Raw genomic sequence first — 21,605 nt, 5'->3', positions numbered from 1 at the left:
GTCGGCAGTCAATTGTCCTATTACCCCCGTTTTTTGTTCACAGGTCACTAGAATTATTGTTATTTCCGAACCGTGTCGCAAGTGACAATGTTCACTTGCCCACGGCTAAATCTCCACGGAATATTTCATCTATTGATATCCATTTTTAGTGTCTCAATGACTATCCTTAGCGCTGGTGACACGTTGCGATGTGGATAATAAAGAAATGAACCATCTAATCGTTGACTATAACGTTGTAATACCCTGATAAGACTACCTTGTACTAAATCATCAGCCACCAACTCCTCTGGAACATAAGCTAACCCTAGACCTAATCTAGCCGCCTTTGCTTCCATATAGCTGTCAGCAAAAGCCCATTGCCCCTGTGGGCGGTGAGTGATTTTTTTACCGTCGTCATTGAGCTCCCACGCATACAGGCTTCCGTCACCAAACTGGTAGGCTATGCAAGGGTGCACCACTAAATCGGCCGGAGTTTGTGGAAAGCCGTAGCGACGAAAATGCTCGGGTGTGCCCACCACGACCATCTCCATGTCGGGTGAAATACGCACGGCGACCATACCATGGCCAACATCGGATCCTAGGCGTACACCGGCATCGAATCGTTCCTCAATAATATCAACAAACCGACTTTCGCTAATGAGCTCAAGCCTGATATCAGGATACCGCTGTTTAAACATTGCGAGCTTCGGCAAAAGCACTTTATCAATGGCGTGTTGGCTAGCATTGATACGAACCGTGCCGGATGGGGTTTGTCGATAATGCGCCAGAGTGGCAAGCCCCATGTCTAAAGCATCAAAGCCGGATTCTACTGTCCGATAGAGTTGTTCACCTGCCTGTGTCACTGACAGCTTGCGTGTAGTTCGAACGAGAAGTTGTACACCTAGCCTTTCTTCTAGTTCGCGAATGGAACGGCTGATCCCTGATTGTGCAAGCCCAAGCCTTTGTGCCGCTGCGGTGAAACTGCCTTCTCGTACTACCTGCATAAACAGATAGAGTTCATTATAGTTTTCCCGTTTAGCCATTCGTTATCCTCGGCCACTGACTCAGCCCTACGCCTGTTACAGCACGTCTATTTATAACAATTTGATATTAATCCTAGCATTTTTCACCCACTAATCAGCACTATTTTAGCTAACTATAATGATCGCATTGAAACAAAGCTCGGCGGCGTTTTCTGTATGGAACCTGCGACCCTATCTTATTTTTAAGAAGGAACTTTACATGATTGCTTTCACCAAAAAATTGACAGCAGCAATACCCTCAATGCTGCTATTCGCATCATTAAGTGGAGTTACTACAATGAGTTATGCTGATGTAACTAATCCAAACGCACCTGTCTCGATGACAGAAAAGTGGGATAAAACCTTTGCAGAGAGTACGAAAGTTGCTCACCGAAAAGTGATTTTTCAGAACCGTTATGGGATCTCGTTAGTTGGAGACCTCTATATCCCCAAAAATCGTGCTGGACGCAAACTAGCGGCGATTGCCGTTAGCGGGCCTTTTGGCGCCGTAAAAGAGCAGTCAAGCGGGCTGTATGCACAAACGCTGGCAGAATTGGGATTTGTTACTCTGGCTTTTGATCCATCGTACACGGGGGAAAGCGGTGGTTATCCGCGTAACGTTGCTTCTCCGGATATTAATACTGAGGATTTCAGCGCAGCGGTGGATTTTCTCGGCTTACAAACAGAGGTAGATCGCAACCGTATTGGGCTACTTGGCATCTGTGGCTGGGGCGGTATGGCGTTAAATGACGCCGCGATGGATACGCGCGTTAAAGCCGTTGCTACCAGTGTCATGTACGACATGAGTCGTGCAATGGGTCATGGCGTTGGTGATGGCAAAGACCGCTACACGACCTCTGATCGTCGCGCCGTGTTGCAGTATCTGAATGCGCAGCGCTGGAAAGATGCGGAAAGGGGGACTTTTGCCACTGGTGGACATGACGTTTATGTCGATGAAAAAGGCAACGTAAGTGCAGCGGATCGTATTCTGCCGGAGGCTTTACCTACGGATCCACATCCCGTATTGAAAGAATTCTTTGATTATTATCGTATGCCACGTGGTTTCCATGCGCGTTCCGTAAATTCAACCGGTGCTTGGACTGCGACAATGCCACTGTCATTTATGAATATGCCGCTGCTGAGCTATGCAAATGAAATTACAATTCCTGTGCTAATTGTGACGGGGGAAAAAGCGCACTCACGCTATTTTGCTGAGGATGCCTTTAACGCTGTCGGTAGCAAAGAAAAAGAGTTGGTGGTGGTTCCGGAAGCGAACCATGTCGATTTATACGACAACGCTGCTGGTAAGATCCCGTTCGCCAAATTTGAACAGTTTTTCAAAACTAACTTAAGATAAGTTATTGAATAATATTTCTTAGTAAAGCCATCGGTCATTCGCAGATGGCTTTTATTCTGACCTTTTGTCGTATGTTGCGATGCAAATCCATCACATCCTAAGCCGTTATCAGCTTCGTTTTTGCTGTTATTCCATGAATATCGCCTGCCTCAGTTAAACAGAGGTTGTTGAGGGCAATATTCAGAGAAATTAATTATGTCTGCACCGAGTTTTAAAACATCGCACAATAAAATACACGCACACTGGAGCGGCGTTTTTGCCATGACGCTCTGCGTTTTTGTACTGATCGCGTCAGAGTTTATGCCGGTCAGCCTGTTGACGCCAATTGCCAGAGATTTACATGTCACAGAGGGACTCGCTGGTCAGGGGATTGCTATCTCTGGCGCACTCGCTGTGCTGACCAGTCTGATAATTTCTAACGTTGCAGGAAGCCTGAATCGTAAACATCTTCTGCTTGGATTGACGCTTCTGATGGCTGTTTCAGGAATGATTATTGCCTTGGCGTCCAACTATCAGGTCTACATGATAGGTCGAGCTTTGATTGGTATCGCCATTGGTGGATTTTGGTCAATGTCGGCAGCAACCGCTATCCGACTGGTTCCACAGCACCAGGTTCCCCGAACACTGGCTATATTTAACGGTGGGAACGCACTGGCAACCGTAGTGGCAGCCCCTCTGGGGAGCTATCTAGGGGCAACTGTTGGCTGGCGTGGGGCCTTTTTATGTCTCGTTCCTTTTGCAATAGCTGCGTTCATTTGGCAATACATCGGTTTGCCAGAGATGAAAAGCGATAAGGCAAATAAGCCGAGCCGGTCTGTGCTTCGTCTGCTCAGACTTACTACGGTATCAACTGGCCTTCTGGCATGCGGATTATTCTTTATGGGGCAGTTTGCATTATTTACCTATGTACGACCGTTTCTGGAAACGGTGACTAAAGTCAATGCTTCTATCCTCTCCTTAATATTGCTTGCTATGGGCGTTGCTGGTTTTGCTGGCACACTATTAATTACGTTATTTCTCAACACAAGATTTTATCTGACGCTAATGATAATCCCTCTGGTTATGGCCTCGATTGCCGGAACGTTACTTTTAGTCGGGCAGAATCTCTGGGGTGTTACCGTACTTTTAAGCCTATGGGGGATGATTGCAACGGCAGCTCCAACGGGGTGGTGGACATGGATCGCACGAACACTTCCTGAGGATGCTGAGGCTGGGGGAGGGCTCATGGTGGCGGTTATTCAACTCTCGATCGCGCTGGGTTCAACAGCAGGAGGGTTGGTCTTTGATAGTTTGGGATGGCGAAGTTCTTTTGGACTGAGTAGCCTATTACTTCTTGGTGCGGTAGGTATGACGTTTATCACTTCTCGTCAAAACAGATAGTCATATCTGCGACATTTTAGTTGTTAATTAGAGTGTTTTTGCCATGTCTCTTGGTAGAGAGCCCAATGTACATACCAATATCAGGGATTAATTATCTCTATGTTATATGCAGTGTAGACTCTGAATCTTGCGAACCTAGCTTATTTCTAATGACTGTAGGTTTTTTCGGGGTTAACCTAAGCTTAATGATGATATTTATCTAAAGGTTCCCTTCAGTCTGATTTGATTTACGCGAGATAACGCTATGGAATTAAAGGATTATTACGCCATTATGGGCGTGAAACCGACAGACGATCTCAAGACAATCAAGACCGCCTATCGCCGATTGGCCCGTAAGTACCATCCCGATGTCAGTAAAGAGCCTGATGCCGAAGCCCGATTTAAAGAAGTGGCGGAAGCGTGGGAGGTTCTGAGTGACGAGCAGCGTCGAGCCGAGTATGACCAGTTGTGGCAGCACCGCAACGATCCTCAGTTCCAACAATTCCAGCAACGAGAGGGCCAAAGCTACAGCCCTGAAGATTTTGACGATATCTTCTCGTCGATCTTTGGTCAACATGGCCGCCAATCGCGGCAGCGTCCTGCTGCTCGTGGTCATGATTTGGAGATTGAAGTTGCGGTATTCCTCGAAGAAACGCTAGAGGAACATAAACGCACTATCAGCTATAACCTACCTGTATACAATGCTTTTGGCATGGTTGAACGGGAAATCCCTAAAACGCTGAATGTTAAAATTCCTGCCGGCGTTGGCAATGGCCAGCGTATTCGCTTGAAAGGGCAGGGGACGCCGGGTGAGAACGGTGGGCCAAATGGCGATCTGTGGTTGGTGATCCGTATTGCTCCGCATCCATTGTTTGATATCGTCAATCAGGATTTGGAAATTGTGGTTCCTCTCGCCCCTTGGGAGGCTGCTCTGGGCGCTAAAGTGGCCGTACCTACGTTGAAAGATAGCATTCTGCTAACGATTCCTGCGGGGAGTCAGGCTGGACAGCGGTTGCGTATCAAGGGTAAAGGTTTGGTCAGTAAAAACCATACAGGCGATCTGTATGCCGTCATCAAAATTGTGATGCCGCCAAAACCAGACACCGCAAGTGCAGCTTTGTGGCAACAACTGGCGGACGCTCAGTCGTCCTTTGATCCACGCAAAGAGTGGGGGAAAGCATAATGGCTAATGTCACCGTCACTTTCACCATTACCGAGTTTTGCCTGCATACCGGAGTCTCGGAAGAAGAACTGAACGAGATTGTTGGACTAGGCGTAGTTGAACCGAGTGATTACGAATCAACAACATGGCTATTTGATGACCACGCCGTTACCGTTGTACAACGAGCTTTACGCCTGCGGCAAGAGCTGGCACTAGACTGGCCGGGTATCGCAGTTGCGCTAACGTTGTTGGAGGAGAATACCCAACTACGTCAGGAGAATCGACTGCTGCGGCAGAGACTGTCACGCTTCATTGCACATCCGTAGTAAAAGCATTGAAGATTAAGGGGGCGCATATTACCGCCCCTTAACGATTCTTGGCATTAAAACTTGCCAGTTTATAAAAGCATAAAAATATTCCCAATGGTTACTATAAATGAGCAAATGTGTAGCGGTGAAAGGATCAGTTCGTTAAACTTGCTTTCAAATACGGAATAAATGCTCAGGTAACATCCTTTGAATTGCTTTATAAAACTGATACGACCCGCACTGTTATTATCACCACTCTTAGCATCCGGTTGTTCATTATCACCCGTTATTCCCGTATTTGGTGCGGCGTTTCCTAGCTGGTTTTTTTGCTTATTGGTCGGTGCCTTTTTGCTGATCCCTTGCCATATATTCATTGTTCGTAAAGGCTGGCAGGCACGCTTCTCTCCTCTGGTATTCAGTTATCTGGCGCTATTATTCCTGTTTGCCGCAATCTTGTGGTTTCTATTCTTTGCTCACTAAATACCTATGACAAATTCCAGCTCAAGCTTATTACGGAAAAAATGGCCATTGTTGGCTCTTGTTCTCGCTGCTATTTTGGCGTTGATCGTGGTTATTTGGCAGTTACAAACATCGCCGGAAACCAATGATGCCTATGTGTATGCCGATACCATTGATGTCGTGCCGGAAGTGAGTGGGCGAATCGTGGAAATGCCGATTCGTGACAACCAGCGCGTGAAAAAAGGCGACTTGCTGTTTCGTATCGACCCGCGCCCTTATCAGGCCATGCTGGATGATGCTAAGGCTCGACTGACTACGCTAGACGCACAGATAGCACTGACTCAGCGAACCATCAAAGCGCAAGAATATAACGCGCAGTCGGTTACCGCCGCGGTAGAGCGTGCTAAAGCACTGGTGAAACAAACGACTTCGACGCGTGCCCGACTTGAACCGCTGGTGCCACAGGGTTTTGCTTCGCAAGAGGATCTCGATCAAGCGAGAACCGCAGAGAAAGCGGCGCGTGCTGAGCTGGAAGCGACGCTATTGCAGGCCAAACAGGCCTCCGCCGCAGTGACGGGCGTGGATGCGATGGTGGCACAGCGAGCGGGTATTTTGGCGCAGATCGCGCTGGCGGAACTGCATCTCGAATTTACTGAGGTTCGCGCACCTTTCAACGGGATCGTGGTGGCGCTGAAAACAACCATCGGCCAGTATGCGTCGGCGTTAAAACCGGTCTTTACGTTAATGGATGACGAGCACTGGTATGTGATCGCTAACTTCCGTGAAACTGACCTTAAAAATGTGCACTCTGGCGTTCCAGCCCGAGTGACTGTGATGACCAACCACGGTAAATCATTCAGCGGTGTTGTGGACTCTGTTGGCTCCGGCGTTTTGCCCGACGGCGGCAGCGTATTTGAAGGCCTTCCGGTGATTCAAAAAACGATTAACTGGGTTCATGTTTCACAACGCTTCCCTGTGAAAATCGCAGTGAAAGACCCCGATCCCAATGTGTTCCGCATGGGTGCCTCCGCCAGCGCCGTTTTGCAGCCGGAATAAGAGCTCGGTATGTGGAATTTCTGGCAGTTTCTTACGAGAGAACTTAGCGCAGCTCCGGGGCGGGGAAACTATACCCTGCGCCTGACGCTTAGTTGTGCCGTGCTGATCACGCTGTTTATGGCTCTGCAGATCCCATTTTTAGCGGTTGCGCTGATTGTGGTGTTTTATGTCAGTCAGCCTAACGTGTTGATGATCAAACTGGTTAGTGTGGTGTTTTTTATTACGGTCAGCGTTGCGCTTGGTGGGGTCATTCTTATCATCAAGTGGACCTATGATTATCCGTTGATCCGCCTAGTTGCCTCAGTTTTTCTATTTTTCTGCTCGATGTACCTGATGCGGATTCTGGGCAAACTCGGGATGGCTTTTTTTGTTATGGGGTTGGTGGTGATCTACGCTCAGACCTTCCCATCGATGACGAGTCAGAGTGAAGTGCTGGTTCGTTTGCTGCTTTGGCTGTGGGTGGCAATTAATACCGCTATTTTGGTGACGCTCTTGGTGAATGCGTGTTTTCTACAGGCGTTTCCAGGCTACCAGTTTAAAAGTCGGCTCGCGCTGATGTTCCGTGAAGCAGGGTCACTGCTAGTGGGGAACCATGCGGATACAAAGCGACCGACGCTAAAAGATATTGCCGATCAGTTTACCCAACTGCAATCACTGTATAAACAGGCAAACCGTTCTAGTTCTGACATTGCGGCAAGGCCGCAGGCATGGCAATCGATGATGGGGGCTGCGGTGCGCTGCTATCATCTTGCGGTTCTTCTTCAGCCTATGAATAGCGCTTCTGAGAACCACGCACACGCCCAGCAATTATCTGCAATGCTCGGGGAACTGGCTTTACATCTAGACGATGGCAAATTGCCTGATATTCAGCCTTTTCCACTCACTGACGATATGGCAAACGGCGCTATATTGCGGGAAATATCGACTATCGTTGGCAAACTGGCGCGCGGTGAAGAGGTTCCACTTCCCGCAGGAGAAGTTGAGAAAGAACCCTTATTGGCGCCAGATGCATGGAGTAATCCGACCTATTTACATTTTGCACTCAAGACGTTGCTAGCGACCCTCTTGTGCTATGTATTTTATACGGCGGCTGATTGGCAGGGGATTCATACCATCATGCTAAGCTGCGTTATCGTTGCTCAGCCGGGTCTAGGCGCAACGATGCAAAAAACGTGGCTACGTATCGGCGGTGCGTTAATTGCGACGCTGCTGGCGCTACTGTTACTCGTATTTATACAGCCCTATACGGATTCGATTATCGGTCTATTGGCGATGAGTCTGCCAGTGATGGCGCTTTCTGCTTGGATCGCCGCAGGTTCGGATCGTATCGCCTATGCAGGGATCCAAATCGGCTTTACCTTTTCACTGGCGTTCCTGAACTGGTTTGGCCCGCTGACTAATTTAACCGAACTACGCGATAGGGTGATTGGTATCCTGCTTGGTGTACTGGTCTCGTCAATTGTTCATCTTTATCTGTGGCCTGAGAGTGAAGCGCCGAAGCTCAAATCGAGTTTGGCTCGCCTCTATAATCAGGCTGCGAAGTATCTGGCGGCTAGGGGCGAGGAGGTCAAAATCCTTCCTCTATTTCATGCGTTGGCGACGACGGAGTCGCTTATCAATCGTGTTGCGGCCGAGCCCATAAATACCTATGCCTATCCGTATCCAGAAGTTAGACGGTGGCCGGTGAAGTCTTGTTTTAATCAGGTGCAAGAAGTGGTGCGTTTAAGTGAGGGCTACCGATTGTATGCTCCGCAGGGGGACGATTTCCTCCAGCGTTGTGCCGCTCGGTTGCAGGACTATGCCAACAGCATCGAGCAACCACAGGTAAAAATACCAAGCTCGTTTACGGCGACCGGAAGCGCAGGGAATCCGTTCGGCCCTCCATTGACGGCAGCGCTGGCGATGCTACCACATTGGCATTCTGCAACTTCCGACATTCAGCAACAGGCAAATCAGCAATGAGAAAAATGGAATCCGCGGCACGCTTTTGGCGTTATTCATCGATAGCTTTTGCACTGTTCCTGTTGTCTGGATGCGCTTTGATTCAGGACGATCCAGGTAAAGTGCCGATAGTAAACCCGCAACAGGCACAGCTTTCACAGGTTATTCATTTGGCAAATAGCGACTGGCCAGCGGCTCGATGGTGGGAAGGCTATCATGATGCCCAGCTCAATATGTTGGTGAACCGTGCGTTACAAAATTCACCGACGATGCAGGCGGCGCGACTGAGGATTTCTCAGTCGCAGTCCACCGTTGAATTAGCCCAGTCGGCGATGGGCATACAGGCCACGGCGGTTGCGGCTCAGAATCGGATGCGGGTGACGAATAAAGAGTTTACTTGGCCTTATTCATACTCTCTGCCAATTGATAAGAACGGCCCTTGGTATACGTTAAATACAGTTGGTGTGGGCGCGACGCTAAATATTGATCTATGGGGAGCTGACAGGGCAAGGGTGGCTGCGGCTATCGGTGAGAAAAATGCCCGTTTGGCAGAGACTGCGGGTATTGAACTGGATATTGCCAGCAGCGTGGCACAGCTCTACTTTGCTATGCAGAGTACTTACCAGCAAATTGCTTTGCTCAATCAGCTGCAAGACATTGCCAGTCTTTCGGTTCAAGCACACGAACAACGAACCCATCGCGGTTTGGAAGACAGCGTTGCTATTGCCAACGCTCGCTCGGAATTATTGGCTGCTCAGCAACAGGTTATTGCGGCCAACGGGACGCTGACTCAATATCGAGAAACGCTGCGGGCGCTGATGGGGGCCGATGCCCATAGTATGCCTGACATACATCCGGTAGAACTTCCAGCGGTGCAGCAAACGTTGCCAGACTCACTCTCCTTTGAATTACTGGCGCGTCGTCCAGATCTCCAAGCATTGAGCGGTTATGTGACTGCCTCTATGAGTCAGGTTGATGCCGCTAAAGCAGCGTTTTACCCACATTTTGATATTAAAGCATTCTGGGGGTATAACGCGCTTAACGTCGGCGATCTGTTCAAATCTTCATTCCAACAGATTAATTTGCTGCCCGGCTTGTATCTGCCGATCTTTGACGGCGGACGCTTAAATGCCAACTTAAAATCGGTACGTACCGCGAGCAACATTCTGATTAAACAGTACAACCAAGCGGTGCTGGATGCGGTGCGCGATGTGGCAATGAGTTCGAGCCAATTAAACGATCTCAACCAGCAGGTTGCGCTACAGAATCAAAAAGTTACGGAGGCAATGACCGTCACTCAAAGCGCCAGCGCCCATTATCAGCGTGGCCTACTCAGTCGTTATGCGGCGCAAGAAGCGCGTCGTAGCACCATTACTCAGCAACTGCTATTGCTTGATATGCGAGCACAGCAGCTCAGCACCGATATAACGTTGATTAAAGCTCTCGGTGGCGGATATCGTTAATTGAGCGGTGAGATGGAGAATCCATACCTAAGGTCGAGCTGATAATATGGATATGGCCTTATTTGTGAGTCCCCGCGTTTTTGCTTTTAGTTAAAGGGTTCTGCCATGCTGATTTTTAAAGCACTCATCTTATTTAGTCTTACTGCGCTTGCTGAGATCGTCGGGTGCTACCTGCCTTATTTAGTGATCAAACAGAGCAAACCGCTTTGGCTCCTTATTCCTGCGGCGTTCAGCCTCATTATTTTTGCTTGGCTGCTCACGTTACATCCCACGGCAGCGGGGCGTACCTATGCGGCATACGGCGGCGTTTATATTGGCGTGGCATTAGTCTGGCTGCGATTTGTTGATGGTGTCGCACTGACGCGTTGGGATATTACTGGCGCCTGCGTGGCGTTAGTTGGGATGGCAATCATTGTTTTGCAGCCTTCTTAGCTGAATTTGCTTTTCGCCCATTGATAAAGGAACTCCGCCATGTCGAATCATCAACATGGCGGTGGGGTTTTTAGAAGCGAATCTCTCCACCAAAGATATAGGTTCTGCCGCGTGCGGTATTGGCCGCGGTGCTTTCATCACCTTGCATTGGCATCATATTGAGTTTATTTAACGCTTCGGAATAATTTTTGTTCATCAGGTTTTGTACGCTGAATTTAAGCATAAAATTACGATTAAACTCATAGGTGCTGTAGAGATCGATAATAGTTGGAATTTGCGGCATCTCTTCTTTCACAATAGCCCCCGTTTTCTCATCAAAATCGAAGTTGGGCGATAGACGACGCGTTTTCCCGGTGTATTTGATCACGCTGCCGACGGTTAAAGATTGGTCGAAGAAACGTAAACCGGTGTCTAGCGTCATATATTTTCGTGGCAACTCGGTAATATCCCCCGCACCAAAATAGGTACTGGCAATGGACGTTGGCTGGTCGGTGTGTTGCTGGCTGTATGCTAATCGAGCAAAAGCATATCCCGCATCGTAGTCCATCTCTAATTCAAAACCTTGGGCGCGAACCAGAGAGTCTGAGTTAACGTAAATGTACATGTTATCGCTATAGTCGCTAACGTCTTCCCAGTCGTTGGCGTTCACTTCCGTCATATTACATTTACGTCCATTCGTGCAGACTAAATAAGATTCGCTGAAAATGTAGTTCTTAATTTTACTGCGATATACCAATGCTTTTAGTCGTAGCGAATCTTCCTTCAGCAATAGGTCTTGGGTATTGATATTAAAACCGGCCTGATAGGTTTCTGCTCGCTCAGGTTTTAAGAAAGGGTTCATTGATGCGCCGCCGGAATTGGAGAAAAACATCTCCTGAATATTTGGGGCACGCATTGATTTGCTATAGCTAACGAACGGCTGTAGCCAAGGCGTGACCTGAGCTGAAAGCAGCACTGACGGGTTGAAGCCGCTCTCTTTTTCGTCGACGTTGTATTCCCCTTGAGGTACGCAGGTCACGCGTGGATCGCAGGCCGGTTTGAAACCGCTGATCTTATTCTGAGTGTAGTTAAGATTTAAATTAGCCTGATAGATACCGCGAGTGATCTCTAGTCCGGTATATAGCGCTGAAATATCTTGATTGCCGGAAGGGGCAAACGGATTGTTTTCTATGGATTCTTGTGACGACTGGGGATCGCCTGCGTTTGATTTAATCAACTTATCATAGCGGGTACGCATCAGTTTTCCGCCTAGGCTAAAGGCGAGATCGTTATTACCTAGCGTGAAACGGCTGGTGTTATTGATATCGAGTGCATTGGAGCGGTTACGAGCCGAGGTACTGTAAAACGTATAAAGCGAGCCATCTTGGTATTGCTGTTCGCTGCGGCTGGTACTGGCAGTAACATTTAAATCAATTAATTCAGAGAACGGTGAGTAGTGATATTTAATATAGTAATCATCGCTGGTGATATCACGACGTGAAAACTTATTCTGATAGGTACGAGCAGAAAGTTCGAAGCTTGTAAACTCGTTAGGCTTAATATCAACTTTATATAACTGGGATTTAGGGTTTTGCTTCATGAATTTGTCGTAGCCAAATTCTTCGCTATTAATTCCATCACCGTTATCAAAGTTGGAATAGACCGAGCTGCCGCTGATCGCTGCCATTGCACCAAAGCTTCCGGTATCGGTAAAGGCATTGGTTTTGCCTGCGGCGGCAATCATGCCACTGCGGCCAATGCCGTTACTGCCTACAGAGAATCGTGAGCGAACGCCAAAAGGATTACCGGTAAAGACGACATCATCGACGCCGATGGTACGCAGGTTTGCGCTTCCTGCTAACGCATTGACGCCAGAAGAACCACTGCTGTCTCCGCGTGTAACGTCAACACCCACCAAGAAGTTGGGATCAATGAGCACGCCAGCCATGCTGTTGGTTGAACCATGTATGGCAGTACCCGAGGTTGAAGTGCCGTAGAAGCTCTGTGTAATGCCATCGACCATGGTATTCACTCGGCCAAATCCGCTCATGCCGCGGATATTGACGCTTACCGAGCCCTGGCCCGGATCGATCTGGGTATAGGTGCCGGGCATACTGCGCAGCGTGGAGTCTAATGATTCCAGATTTTTGTCCGTGGCTCGTGAGCTGGTGGCTCCGGGTTTATCGAGTGCTTCTTGCTCACTGGTCATTTTCCCCGCGGAAACATTGAGTGGGGAAAATACCGCTGAGCCTTTTTTATCTCCGCTGGTTTCTTCGCTGGTTGATTGTGCGTATGCGCCCGCGCTGAGCAATACCATGCCCGAGCCGATCAAGCCGGCTATTTTATTAAGTTTCATAAACACCCTTAGAAGTATCACAATGTACAAATCAATTTATTGTTATTTTGTTGCAGCTACTGCTGCCGATCCGCGGCCAAAATAAAGCTGTATTCCAGCGCGGTATCTTCCAAACGTTTAAGCCGTCCTGATTTTCCTCCGTGGCCAGCTTGCATATCTGTTAACAGCAATATTTTTCCTGAACCCAATTGATTAGCGCGCAGCTTGGCGACCCATTTAGCGGGTTCCCAATATTGCACCTGTGAATCATGTAAACCGGTAGTTACTAACAGGTTTGGGTAATGCATAGGTTTAATGTTGTCGTAGGGGCTGTAGGATTTCATTCGCTGGTAGTCAGCCAGAAGGTGTGGGTTTCCCCACTCTTCATATTCACCTAGCGTCAGTGGCAATGAGTCATCCAGCATGGTAGTAACCACATCGACAAAAGGCACTTGGGCAACCACGGCGTTAAACAGCTCGGGGTGTTGATTCATCACCGCGCCAACGAGTAGCCCTCCCGCGCTGCCGCCCATGGCGTATAGACGGCCGGGCTGACCAAAACCGCGGGCAACCAAGCCTTGGGTCGCATCGATAAAGTCGTTGAAACTATTTGGCTTATTCGCCAGCTTTCCTTGTTGATACCACTGTTGTCCCAACTCCCCGCCACCGCGTACGTGAACCATGGCGAACACAAAACCGCGGTCTAACAGGCTGAGACGATGTGCGCTAAAAGCGGGATCCATGCTCATGCCATAGGCACCATAGCCATATACCAACAGTGGGCTTTGTTTTGCTTTAAACATTTTCTGGTTATAAACCAATGACACTGGCACTTTCACGCCGTCGCGTGCGGTGATCCAGAGGCGCTCGCTGTGATAATCCGCCGGATGGCTATTTTTAACTTCCTGACGCTTGAGTAGCGTCCGTTGCCCACTGTTCAAATCCCATGCATAGATGCTGGTTGGCGTGGTCATGGATGAGTAGCCGTAACGCAACTGATGGGTTTGCGAATCGGGGTTGTAGCCTAACCAGGCCATGTAACTGGCGTCGTCGAAATCCAGCGTTTGCTCGGCGTGGGTTTTCCAATTGATCTTACGAATCTGGCTCAACCCATCACGGCGTTCAGCAACCACCAGCCAGTTCTGAAACAGGGCAAAACCTTCGACCATGTTATCGTTCTGAGGCGCCACGAGTGGCTGCCACACATCGTGGTTGTTCTTGGCCTGATATAAACCAAAATTGGCATTTTCATGGTTGGATCGTAGATAAAACGTGGAGTTAAAGTGATCGAGGTAATACTCCACGCCTTGGCGACGGGCGGCAAACAGCACGGGCTGTGCGTCTGGATTATCGGCATCCAACAGATGTACTTCCGACGTTGTGTTTGAGCCGAGCGTTATTGCTAAATAGCGATCTGACGTTAGGCGCGACAGGGTGAGGTAAAACGCACCGTCATTTTCCTGATAGATCAAACGATCTTGCGCCAAAGGCGTTCCTATCCGATGTTGATACACCTGATAGGGCATTAGCGTTTGCGGATGATTGCGCACATAAAAAAGCGTGCTGCCGTCATTGGACCACAGCATATTACCGGACGTATTTTCAATGACATCAGTTAGCCACGCTCCGTTGTGCAGATTTCGCAGCGACAGGCGATATTGGCGTCGCCCCTGAAAATCCTCGGCGACGGCCATCATATGATTATCTTGGCTAATGGCTATGCCACCCAAACGGTAATAAGCATGCCCCGCGGCACGCTGATTACCATCGAGCAACGTTTGCCAAATTAGCTTGCCGCCTAGGGGTTGGCGTTGGGTAAGTGCAAAATCTTTTCCGGCCAGATAGACATCCTGATAGCGATAGCCATTGCGTTGATAGGGAACGGAGCTATCTTCAGGCTTCATGCGAGAAACCATTTCCTGATACAGCGTTTCTCGCAGCGCTTGATAAGGCCGTAGGACGGCATCGGCATACTGATTTTCAGCCTGTAAATAGCGCAGTACTTTTGGCTCGCTACGGCTGTCATCGCGCAACCAAAAGTAGTTGTCTATGCGTCGGTCATTGTGTTCGGTAAGCACCTTCGGCACGACAGCAGCCACAGGCGGTTGAGGTTCGGCGGCGGTCTGCCAAGACAATATCGTTGCTAGCAGGGCTAGCAAAGCGTGATGCCATGATCTGAACATGGTTGATCCTTTTGGTTCTACGGGCGAAAAGGTGCCCTGCCGGAGTATTTCCAGCATCGAAAATGGAATAGGTTTTTGGCCGTGTGAGCAGCGCTAACTCATGGTTGTCTGAGCTCGTTCAAGTCGAAATTGATGGGCATGGTTACGCTATATCGCCCATCGCTTAATATCTCAGCCGGAGGCTTAGGCAGCGGTTGAGCACGCTCCAATACGGCTAGTGCTTCGCGATCTAACGAAATCGTCCCCGATGATGTATGGAGCTGATTACCTTGCACTCGCCCTGAGGCATTGACGGTAAACGTCACTATGGCTTGCCCGGTTCTGGCACGACGGCGTGCATCCGTGGGATATTTTTTATAGCGATTCAGATGGCCTTTAACCAAGCTTTCCCATGTCACTTTTTCGCTGTTATGGCGGCTAGCATCGCTATTAAAGGGGGCTGCGATGCGTGACGATAGCGTGTTGGCCTGTGGCGCAGCATTGCTTGCCACCGCAGCCTGACTCGCGTCGCTGGTTTGGTCTTTTATCTTGCGCACCGGACGTGGTTTTTTCTTTTCACCCTCGGTCGATTTTTTCTGCTTAGCCACTTCGATTTTGGCATCTTTAGCCAGAACAAGCTTCGGCTGCTCCTTATCTTCTGCCTGCTGTTTCTCTTCGGCTGCCGCAGATTGCTGTTGCTGAGCGATACCGATAGGAAGCGGAAGTGGAGAGGCTGGCGCTTCAATGGCCTCTGACCACTGCAACATCACTGCTGGAGGTGGCTGGTAAGGCTGATAGGCATCGGCATTACGCCAGACTAGTGCCAGCAAAATCAGACCGTGTAGGGTCAGTGTAAAAACAAACCAGCGGCCCCATTTAGGTTGCGTACCGTAGAGAATATCCATCATAACCCCGCGAGTGAGTTAGCCTCTGGCAGTGGTACGTACCAAACGTAGTCGGCCTGGGCGAAGGTGATATTCATCCCCGTTTCTGCCAGCATCAAAACGACGGGGCGTGACGCAGGGGCTAAATCTTGCATGTGCAAAGGAACCCCCATCTGTTTTGCCGCATGATACCCACCGGCGATCAGCAGGGCAGGAGCCGGTGCCGCCAGTAACTGTTGTGCCATAAAACGGTCGCGCTGCTGCTGAATCGCTAACATGGCGTTGAGCTGTGTCTGATCGATTTTTCCATCATGCATGTTAGTGATGGTTTCTCGTATGGCGTTTTGGACGTCAGGTGCGGTCGAGATTTTTCCAACGGGAATACGTGGGTTTTTGTATAAATCCTGCACCCGATCACGGTTGATATTGGCGACCAAAAGCGGGTAGGGCGCGCGCAAGGCTTGCATTACAACACCGTGATACATCTCCCACGGCCAGCCTTGTTCCCAATTGAGTAAGTGTTGAATACGTCCTTCGCGTACCATGGGATCGTCTTTTAGCCATTGCTTTAGCTGATCCACACGTGGCTGTTGATTAGCCGTCAGCATTTCTAGGAGCACACTACCCTGTAGGCGCTGTTGGGGCAGGTTTTTAATCAGCCACATTTCAATCAGGTGGTGTTTCTCATTATCGTGTTTTTCACCCACGATGAGCCGTGGTGCGCTCGCTAACTGTGTGAGCAGTTGTTGGCTAGTTATGCTATCTCCACTGCGTAAATCGATGATTTTGCCCGTGGTTTCAATCTCTTTCAGCGCCGATGGGCGTGAGGGAAGTGTCAATGTTGGTTGGCTGCATGCACTGAGTGCTAATGTGGCTAATATAATCAAAGACTTAAGGCTAAATTTTGTGCTCATTGTTTTGCCTAATGCGGCGAGTCATCACCGCTATTCTTGATAATTAAACGAAAATTAGGATGTTGCAGATTCCAGACTGACCAACCCTACCTTGAGATAACCCGCGTTACGCAGCGCATCCATGACAGACATCAGAGTGGCGTAGTCCACGGCCTGATCGGCCTGTAGGAAGATCGTGGTGTCTTTATCCGCCTTTGTCTGCTCATCGAGCTGCACGCTGAGGTTATCGCTGGTGGTCAGCGTGTCACCAAGATAGAGCTGCTTATCCGCTTTAATCGTTAGGTATACCGGTTTATCTGGGCGTGGCTGCGGCTGAGCCGAAGAGGCCGGTAAATTAACGCGGATGTCCACGGTGGCCAGAGGTGCCGCCACCATAAAAATAATCAGTAGAACCAGCATCACATCGATGAAAGGTGTGACGTTGATATCGTGGAGTTCTGCGTTATCGTCAGCGCCGCCGTTGGCATAATCTTTGATTTGCAGTGCCATAGGTTTTTTACCCTTGATGCTGGTTGGCAGCGTTCAAATCCAGATCGCGGCTTAGCAGCAAGAGCACTTGCGCAGCGGCGTCTCCCACCTGTGCTCGGTGTTCGCCGATCAGACGGTTGAACAGGTTATAAATGACCACGGCAGGAATAGCGGCAATTAGACCCATTGCGGTGGCGAGCAATGCCTCGGCAATACCTGGGGCAACTACGGCTAGATTGGTTGTTTGTGAATGGGCAATACCGATAAAGCTATTCATAATGCCCCAAACAGTGCCAAAGAGACCGATAAACGGAGCAACGGCACCGATGGTGGCTAAATAGCCGTTGCCTTTCGCAAGTGAACGTCCATACGCCGCCACTCGGCGATCGAGGCGGAAATTAGCGCGGTCTTTAATTCCGTTGAGATCCAGCATCTGTGCAGAGAGCTGCTTTTCATCCTGTGCATCGTTCAGTAGAGCAGCACTGATGCTGTCTTTCTCGAAGGATTGAGATAACTCACAGGCGGTAGTTAATGAAAGTGAGGGAAATAACAGGCGATATTCTTGCTGTAATTTGCGTTTGGCGCGCAGTAAGGCGATGCCTTTGGCAAATAGGATCGTCCAAGTAATGACGGATATCACCAATAAGCCAATCATGACACTTTTCACCACAATGTCAGCCTGTTGATACATGCCGAAAATAGAAAGGTCCAGCGATGAAATTTCCCCTGTTGAAACGTTGGGCGGCATGTTTTCAGCTGTATTAATAAGTGTATCTGCATATGCAAATCCGGCCGTTCCCGCACTTAATAAAATAGTTCCGGCGATTTTTTGCATTGCGCTTAGTTTGCTGTAAAAAGGATGTACCTGTGCCATAAAGTTTTCCGCAAATGCTATGCGGAGCCTCCGTTTTATTTTTTTCATTGGATTGAACTGCATTTGTTGCGGATAGAATGCTAGCAAAGAATGATATCAAATGATACTCATTATCATTCTCATTTAATTAGTAAGGTAATGATTTTATAAGTTAGGAATTTATTTAGGTTAATTCATTCGCGTGGGTGTGCGGATGATAATGGGTGGCCATTTAAGTAAGGGATGAATAATAACCATAATAATGGTGTTGGATTTATGGATAAGAATGCGTGAGAATGGAGGATTGTTGTAGCGGGGTATTACGTATATAACTATTTCTTTATCAAGAAAAAATTGGCTATAAAGCAGAAGTTACTCTTTATTGAATACAGGGCGGAAAGCATGGACAGCACGAGAACCAAGGCAAATTTGTGTGGGATTTTGGCCATTTTGCTCTGGAGTACTATCGTCGGTTTGATCCGTAACGTTAGTGAAGGTGTGGGTGCCGTAGCGGGGGCTGCCCTGATTTATACCGCAGGCTCGGTGTTCCTTTTTCTTCTTCTGGGATCACCTAAACTACGAGCGTTCAAACCCGCCTATTTGTTTGCCGGTGGCGCCCTATTTGCCAGCTATGAAATATGTCTATCACTGGCTCTTGGCTATGCCACTACGCGTGCCCAATCTATTGAAGTTTCAGTTATTAACTATTTATGGCCGAGTTTTACCGTATTGCTTTCTTTCTTATGCAATGGGGGAAAGTTAAAACTTAGCCTACTGCTCGGGGTGCTACTTTCACTCTTAGGCGTGACGGTCGTGATCAACGGCGGTTCGCTCACTTCACTTTCCGGTATGGCTGACAATATTATTGCTCATCCCGTCAGCTATATATTGGCGTTTGTTGGCGCTATTCTTTGGGCGGTATATTGTGTCGTGACGAACAAATATGCCAATGGTCAGAACGGCGCGGCGTTATTTTTTGCCCTAACGGCACTATGTTTGTGGATCAAGTGGTTATTCGGTGGTGCGCAGAGCTTTACTATTTCTTTGCACAGCGCGTTTTATATCGCGATGGCTGGGGCTGCAATGGGGTTTGGTTATGCCGCATGGAATATCGGCATGATTAAAGGGGATATTAATCTATTAGCGACGCTGTCTTATTTCACACCTATTCTTTCTGCGTTATTCGCTTCGTTGATTTTATCCTCGTTGCTGCCTGCAACGTTTTGGCTTGGTGTATGTGCAGTAACGGCTGGGGCACTTATCTGTTGGTTATCTACCAAAAAAAGAAAAGCGCAGTAGCTTGCACTCTGCGCTTTTCTTATTGGCAATAATTTACACCGCGACCGCTTCTAGCATGACCGGATGAAAGTGGCGCTTAAAGTAAATAAGCCCGTGCCCGGCTTCGCTGAGGGTAATTTGTTTAATTTGTACCAGATAGACCAGATGAGTGCCGATGGTTTGCACTTGCTCGATTTCCCCTTCCAAGCTGGCTAGCGTGCCACGCAGCATCGGTTGACCCAGAACGCCTTTAGTCCATATGTCCCAGCTAAAACGCTCTTCCATACTGGTTCCCGTCATGCCGGCAAAATGGCGCGCCATCAGCTCCTGTTCATGGTTAAGGACGTTAACGCACAGCTTACCGTTTTCTTGAAATACAGGGTTCATCGCGCTGTTGCTATTGATACAAACCATCAGCGACGGTGGCGTATCGGTTACCGAGCAGACGGCGGTTGCGGTGATACCACAGCGGCCAGCAGGGCCATCGGTGGTAACGATATTGACGGCAGCCGACAGGCTGGACATCGCATCGCGAAAACGCAGACGGTGTTCATTTTCTAAAGACATACAGGCCTCCCGCTACTGAACTATTTCAGCAGCTTGTCTAACATATTAATGTCGTTATTGTTGTGCAGGTGTGGAACTGTCCAGCCGTGCTGGTCGTATTCAGACAGGCAGCGATCGACCATGGCCATCATGCGATCCATGTTGCCGGAGGATTGCGCCTGACGTAAACATTGCAGACGGATTTCGTCTTGACTGCCGGAGTAGTTGATTTCGTATAGCTCATGGCGGCCACCAAATTCACTGCCGATGGCATCCCACATCAGTTTTAAAATTTTGATGCGTTCGACGTGATCCATACCGTTTGAGCCGCGAACATAGCGAGCAAGGTATTTGTCAATTTCGGGATTATTCAAATCACGGGCGCTAGAGGGCAGATATATCAGGCCACTGGTGACGTTGCGCTCAATAATATTTTTGATCTTGGCATAAGCCATCGGTGCCATCACGCGGTAAGTTTGCAGAGCAGCGTGATCTGGCAGATAGGCTCCGTTAACCCATGGTGTTGCTTCGGAGCACATCGAGTCACTCAGAGCCCAGAACATATTACGCCATGCGACCACTTCACCCAGATCGGCCTGCACGCCACGGAATTCAGAGGTTCCGGTACATTCCAAGCTTTTCTTCAGCAATGCGGTAATGAAATCAAGTTTAACCGCTAAACGCACGCAGGCCTGTAACGGGTACATACGGGCGAATCCGCCTTCCATTGTCCAGCGTCGGCAACGGTCGAAATCACGATAAATCAGCACGTTTTCCCATGGGATCAGCACCTTGTCCATGACTAAAATCGCATCATTTTCATCAAAACGACTGGATAGCGGGTAGTCATACGGCGAGCCGGTGGCGCCTGCGACCATTTCATATGATGCACGAGAGATAAGTTTGACTCCGTCGGCGTCCATTGGGGCGACGAACATCAGCGCGAAGTCAGGATTTTCCCCCATCACCTGTGCCGAACCGAAACCAATCATGTTGTAGTGGGTCAGCGCTGAGTTGGTTGCAACCACTTTAGCACCGCTAACGATAATGCCTGCGTCGGTCTCTTTTTCCAGCTTGATATAAACATCTTTCACTTCATCAGCAGGCTTATGGCGATCAATCGGTGGATTAACGATGGCATGGTTGAAATAAAGACCGGTTTCTTGAATGCGCTTATACCAGTTGCGGGCGTTGTCCTCGAACTGACCATAAAACGCCGGGTTTGCACCTAGGGCGCTACCGAACGCGGCCTTGTAATCAGGCGTACGGCCCATCCAGCCATAGCTCAAACGCGACCATTCGGCGATGGCATCGCGCTGTTGACGTAAGTCATCGCTGCTTTTGGCGAAACGGAAGAACTTATGGGTATAACCGCCGCTGCCGGTATCAGTACCCCAGCAGAGTTTATCCTGCATCTCAGGCTTATGCAGCGCATCGTAAAGCTGACCTACTGAGGCGGCGGCGTTGCGGAAAGCTGGATGAGTGGTGACATCTTTTACACGCTCGCCGTAGATATAGATCTCGCGACCATCTTGCAGGCTTTTCAGGTACTCTTCACCGGTTAACGGGCGCTTGTTGTCGGCACGAAAATCTTCTGGTTTCATGTTTACCTCGGAGTAAGGGCAGAGAACGATGGCTGCTCTGTATT

The 21,605-nt window shown here is 49.0% G+C and carries 19 protein-coding genes; 10 read left to right on the top strand and 9 right to left on the bottom strand.

What is annotated here, in order from left to right; genetic code table 11:
- Nucleotides 1-125 precede the first annotated feature (125 nt).
- Nucleotides 126-1,022, bottom strand: a complete 897-nt coding sequence (locus K9N75_RS16975) for a LysR family transcriptional regulator (protein WP_008814443.1) — start codon at nucleotides 1,020-1,022, stop codon at nucleotides 126-128.
- A 199-nt stretch (nucleotides 1,023-1,221) separates the two neighbouring features.
- Here K9N75_RS16975 and K9N75_RS16970 point away from each other — a divergent pair, with 199 nt between their 5' ends.
- From K9N75_RS16970 to K9N75_RS16930, 9 genes are all read left to right on the top strand, one after another.
- Nucleotides 1,222-2,358 (top strand): alpha/beta hydrolase, encoded by a 1,137-nt coding sequence (locus K9N75_RS16970; RefSeq protein WP_040012351.1) that lies wholly within the window; start codon nucleotides 1,222-1,224, stop codon nucleotides 2,356-2,358.
- Nucleotides 2,359-2,553: 195 nt separating this feature from the next.
- Nucleotides 2,554-3,738: an MFS transporter gene (locus tag K9N75_RS16965; RefSeq protein WP_224451934.1), complete on the top strand. Its 1,185-nt coding sequence runs from the start codon at nucleotides 2,554-2,556 to the stop codon at nucleotides 3,736-3,738.
- A gap of 244 nt (nucleotides 3,739-3,982) precedes the next feature.
- Nucleotides 3,983-4,900 (top strand): curved DNA-binding protein, encoded by a 918-nt coding sequence (gene cbpA, locus K9N75_RS16960; protein WP_224451933.1) that lies wholly within the window; start codon nucleotides 3,983-3,985, stop codon nucleotides 4,898-4,900.
- Nucleotides 4,900-5,205 carry a chaperone modulator CbpM gene (gene cbpM, locus K9N75_RS16955; RefSeq protein ID WP_008814432.1) on the top strand — a complete coding sequence of 102 codons (306 nt, stop codon included), beginning with the start codon at nucleotides 4,900-4,902 and terminating at the stop codon, nucleotides 5,203-5,205. The genes cbpA and cbpM overlap by 1 nt, the downstream gene beginning before the upstream one ends.
- Before the next feature lie 189 nt (nucleotides 5,206-5,394).
- Nucleotides 5,395-5,667, top strand: coding sequence for a YtcA family lipoprotein (locus K9N75_RS16950; RefSeq protein WP_071887105.1), 273 nt, complete (start codon nucleotides 5,395-5,397; stop codon nucleotides 5,665-5,667).
- Nucleotides 5,668-5,673: 6 nt separating this feature from the next.
- A complete protein-coding gene (gene mdtN, locus K9N75_RS16945; RefSeq protein ID WP_008814431.1) occupies nucleotides 5,674-6,702 on the top strand; it encodes a multidrug transporter subunit MdtN in 1,029 nt (342 codons plus the stop codon).
- A 9-nt stretch (nucleotides 6,703-6,711) separates the two neighbouring features.
- Nucleotides 6,712-8,664 carry an FUSC family protein gene (locus K9N75_RS16940; protein WP_224451932.1) on the top strand — a complete coding sequence of 651 codons (1,953 nt, stop codon included), beginning with the start codon at nucleotides 6,712-6,714 and terminating at the stop codon, nucleotides 8,662-8,664.
- A 5-nt stretch (nucleotides 8,665-8,669) separates the two neighbouring features.
- Nucleotides 8,670-10,106: an MdtP family multidrug efflux transporter outer membrane subunit gene (locus tag K9N75_RS16935; protein WP_008814429.1), complete on the top strand. Its 1,437-nt coding sequence runs from the start codon at nucleotides 8,670-8,672 to the stop codon at nucleotides 10,104-10,106.
- Nucleotides 10,107-10,217: 111 nt separating this feature from the next.
- Nucleotides 10,218-10,538: a YnfA family protein gene (locus K9N75_RS16930; protein ID WP_367882867.1), complete on the top strand. Its 321-nt coding sequence runs from the start codon at nucleotides 10,218-10,220 to the stop codon at nucleotides 10,536-10,538.
- A gap of 70 nt (nucleotides 10,539-10,608) precedes the next feature.
- Here K9N75_RS16930 and K9N75_RS16925 read toward each other — a convergent pair whose 3' ends face one another.
- The 6 genes from K9N75_RS16925 to exbB form a co-directional block, all read right to left on the bottom strand.
- Nucleotides 10,609-12,873, bottom strand: coding sequence for a TonB-dependent receptor domain-containing protein (locus K9N75_RS16925; RefSeq protein WP_008814427.1), 2,265 nt, complete (start codon nucleotides 12,871-12,873; stop codon nucleotides 10,609-10,611).
- Nucleotides 12,874-12,929: 56 nt separating this feature from the next.
- On the bottom strand, nucleotides 12,930-15,035 hold the full coding sequence (locus K9N75_RS16920) for a S9 family peptidase (protein ID WP_224451931.1): 2,106 nt from the start codon (nucleotides 15,033-15,035) through the stop codon (nucleotides 12,930-12,932).
- A gap of 98 nt (nucleotides 15,036-15,133) precedes the next feature.
- Nucleotides 15,134-15,922 (bottom strand): TonB family protein, encoded by a 789-nt coding sequence (locus K9N75_RS16915; protein WP_224451930.1) that lies wholly within the window; start codon nucleotides 15,920-15,922, stop codon nucleotides 15,134-15,136.
- Nucleotides 15,919-16,812 (bottom strand): ChaN family lipoprotein, encoded by an 894-nt coding sequence (locus tag K9N75_RS16910; RefSeq protein WP_185922317.1) that lies wholly within the window; start codon nucleotides 16,810-16,812, stop codon nucleotides 15,919-15,921. The genes K9N75_RS16915 and K9N75_RS16910 overlap by 4 nt, the downstream gene beginning before the upstream one ends.
- Before the next feature lie 54 nt (nucleotides 16,813-16,866).
- Nucleotides 16,867-17,301: a TonB system transport protein ExbD gene (gene exbD / locus K9N75_RS16905; RefSeq protein WP_039188433.1), complete on the bottom strand. Its 435-nt coding sequence runs from the start codon at nucleotides 17,299-17,301 to the stop codon at nucleotides 16,867-16,869.
- A gap of 7 nt (nucleotides 17,302-17,308) precedes the next feature.
- Nucleotides 17,309-18,154, bottom strand: coding sequence for a tonB-system energizer ExbB (gene exbB, locus K9N75_RS16900; protein WP_094189167.1), 846 nt, complete (start codon nucleotides 18,152-18,154; stop codon nucleotides 17,309-17,311).
- 381 nt (nucleotides 18,155-18,535) lie between these two features.
- Here exbB and yddG point away from each other — a divergent pair, with 381 nt between their 5' ends.
- Nucleotides 18,536-19,432: an aromatic amino acid DMT transporter YddG gene (yddG, locus tag K9N75_RS16895; RefSeq protein WP_224451929.1), complete on the top strand. Its 897-nt coding sequence runs from the start codon at nucleotides 18,536-18,538 to the stop codon at nucleotides 19,430-19,432.
- 33 nt (nucleotides 19,433-19,465) lie between these two features.
- Here yddG and K9N75_RS16890 read toward each other — a convergent pair whose 3' ends face one another.
- Entirely contained in the window at nucleotides 19,466-19,978 is a 513-nt protein-coding gene (locus K9N75_RS16890) for a 4-hydroxyphenylacetate 3-monooxygenase reductase subunit (protein WP_004095473.1), read from the bottom strand.
- Between the two features lie 20 nt (nucleotides 19,979-19,998).
- A complete protein-coding gene (hpaB, locus tag K9N75_RS16885) occupies nucleotides 19,999-21,561 on the bottom strand; it encodes a 4-hydroxyphenylacetate 3-monooxygenase, oxygenase component (protein ID WP_004095476.1) in 1,563 nt (520 codons plus the stop codon).
- Nucleotides 21,562-21,605: the final 44 nt, after the last annotated feature.

The sequence above is a fragment of the Hafnia paralvei genome, from assembly GCF_020150375.1.
In the GTDB taxonomy this organism is placed as follows: Bacteria; Pseudomonadota; Gammaproteobacteria; order Enterobacterales; family Enterobacteriaceae; genus Hafnia; species Hafnia paralvei.
This window is presented reverse-complemented; position numbering and strand designations above follow the sequence as displayed.

What these genes read in the sequence shown, in the direction of transcription:
- exbD (WP_039188433.1), bottom strand. Translation starts at nt 17,301, where the DNA reads ATGGCACTGCAAATCAAAGATTATGCCAACGGCGGCGCTGACGATAAC.
- K9N75_RS16910 (WP_185922317.1), bottom strand. Translation starts at nt 16,812, where the DNA reads ATGAGCACAAAATTTAGCCTTAAGTCTTTGATTATATTAGCCACATTA.
- K9N75_RS16925 (WP_008814427.1), bottom strand. Translation starts at nt 12,873, where the DNA reads ATGAAACTTAATAAAATAGCCGGCTTGATCGGCTCGGGCATGGTATTG.
- yddG (WP_224451929.1), top strand. Translation starts at nt 18,536, where the DNA reads ATGGACAGCACGAGAACCAAGGCAAATTTGTGTGGGATTTTGGCCATT.
- cbpA (WP_224451933.1), top strand. Translation starts at nt 3,983, where the DNA reads ATGGAATTAAAGGATTATTACGCCATTATGGGCGTGAAACCGACAGAC.
- cbpM (WP_008814432.1), top strand. Translation starts at nt 4,900, where the DNA reads ATGGCTAATGTCACCGTCACTTTCACCATTACCGAGTTTTGCCTGCAT.
- exbB (WP_094189167.1), bottom strand. Translation starts at nt 18,154, where the DNA reads ATGGCACAGGTACATCCTTTTTACAGCAAACTAAGCGCAATGCAAAAA.
- K9N75_RS16970 (WP_040012351.1), top strand. Translation starts at nt 1,222, where the DNA reads ATGATTGCTTTCACCAAAAAATTGACAGCAGCAATACCCTCAATGCTG.
- K9N75_RS16935 (WP_008814429.1), top strand. Translation starts at nt 8,670, where the DNA reads ATGGAATCCGCGGCACGCTTTTGGCGTTATTCATCGATAGCTTTTGCA.
- hpaB (WP_004095476.1), bottom strand. Translation starts at nt 21,561, where the DNA reads ATGAAACCAGAAGATTTTCGTGCCGACAACAAGCGCCCGTTAACCGGT.
- K9N75_RS16890 (WP_004095473.1), bottom strand. Translation starts at nt 19,978, where the DNA reads ATGTCTTTAGAAAATGAACACCGTCTGCGTTTTCGCGATGCGATGTCC.
- K9N75_RS16940 (WP_224451932.1), top strand. Translation starts at nt 6,712, where the DNA reads ATGTGGAATTTCTGGCAGTTTCTTACGAGAGAACTTAGCGCAGCTCCG.
- K9N75_RS16975 (WP_008814443.1), bottom strand. Translation starts at nt 1,022, where the DNA reads ATGGCTAAACGGGAAAACTATAATGAACTCTATCTGTTTATGCAGGTA.
- K9N75_RS16920 (WP_224451931.1), bottom strand. Translation starts at nt 15,035, where the DNA reads ATGTTCAGATCATGGCATCACGCTTTGCTAGCCCTGCTAGCAACGATA.
- mdtN (WP_008814431.1), top strand. Translation starts at nt 5,674, where the DNA reads ATGACAAATTCCAGCTCAAGCTTATTACGGAAAAAATGGCCATTGTTG.
- K9N75_RS16915 (WP_224451930.1), bottom strand. Translation starts at nt 15,922, where the DNA reads ATGATGGATATTCTCTACGGTACGCAACCTAAATGGGGCCGCTGGTTT.
- K9N75_RS16965 (WP_224451934.1), top strand. Translation starts at nt 2,554, where the DNA reads ATGTCTGCACCGAGTTTTAAAACATCGCACAATAAAATACACGCACAC.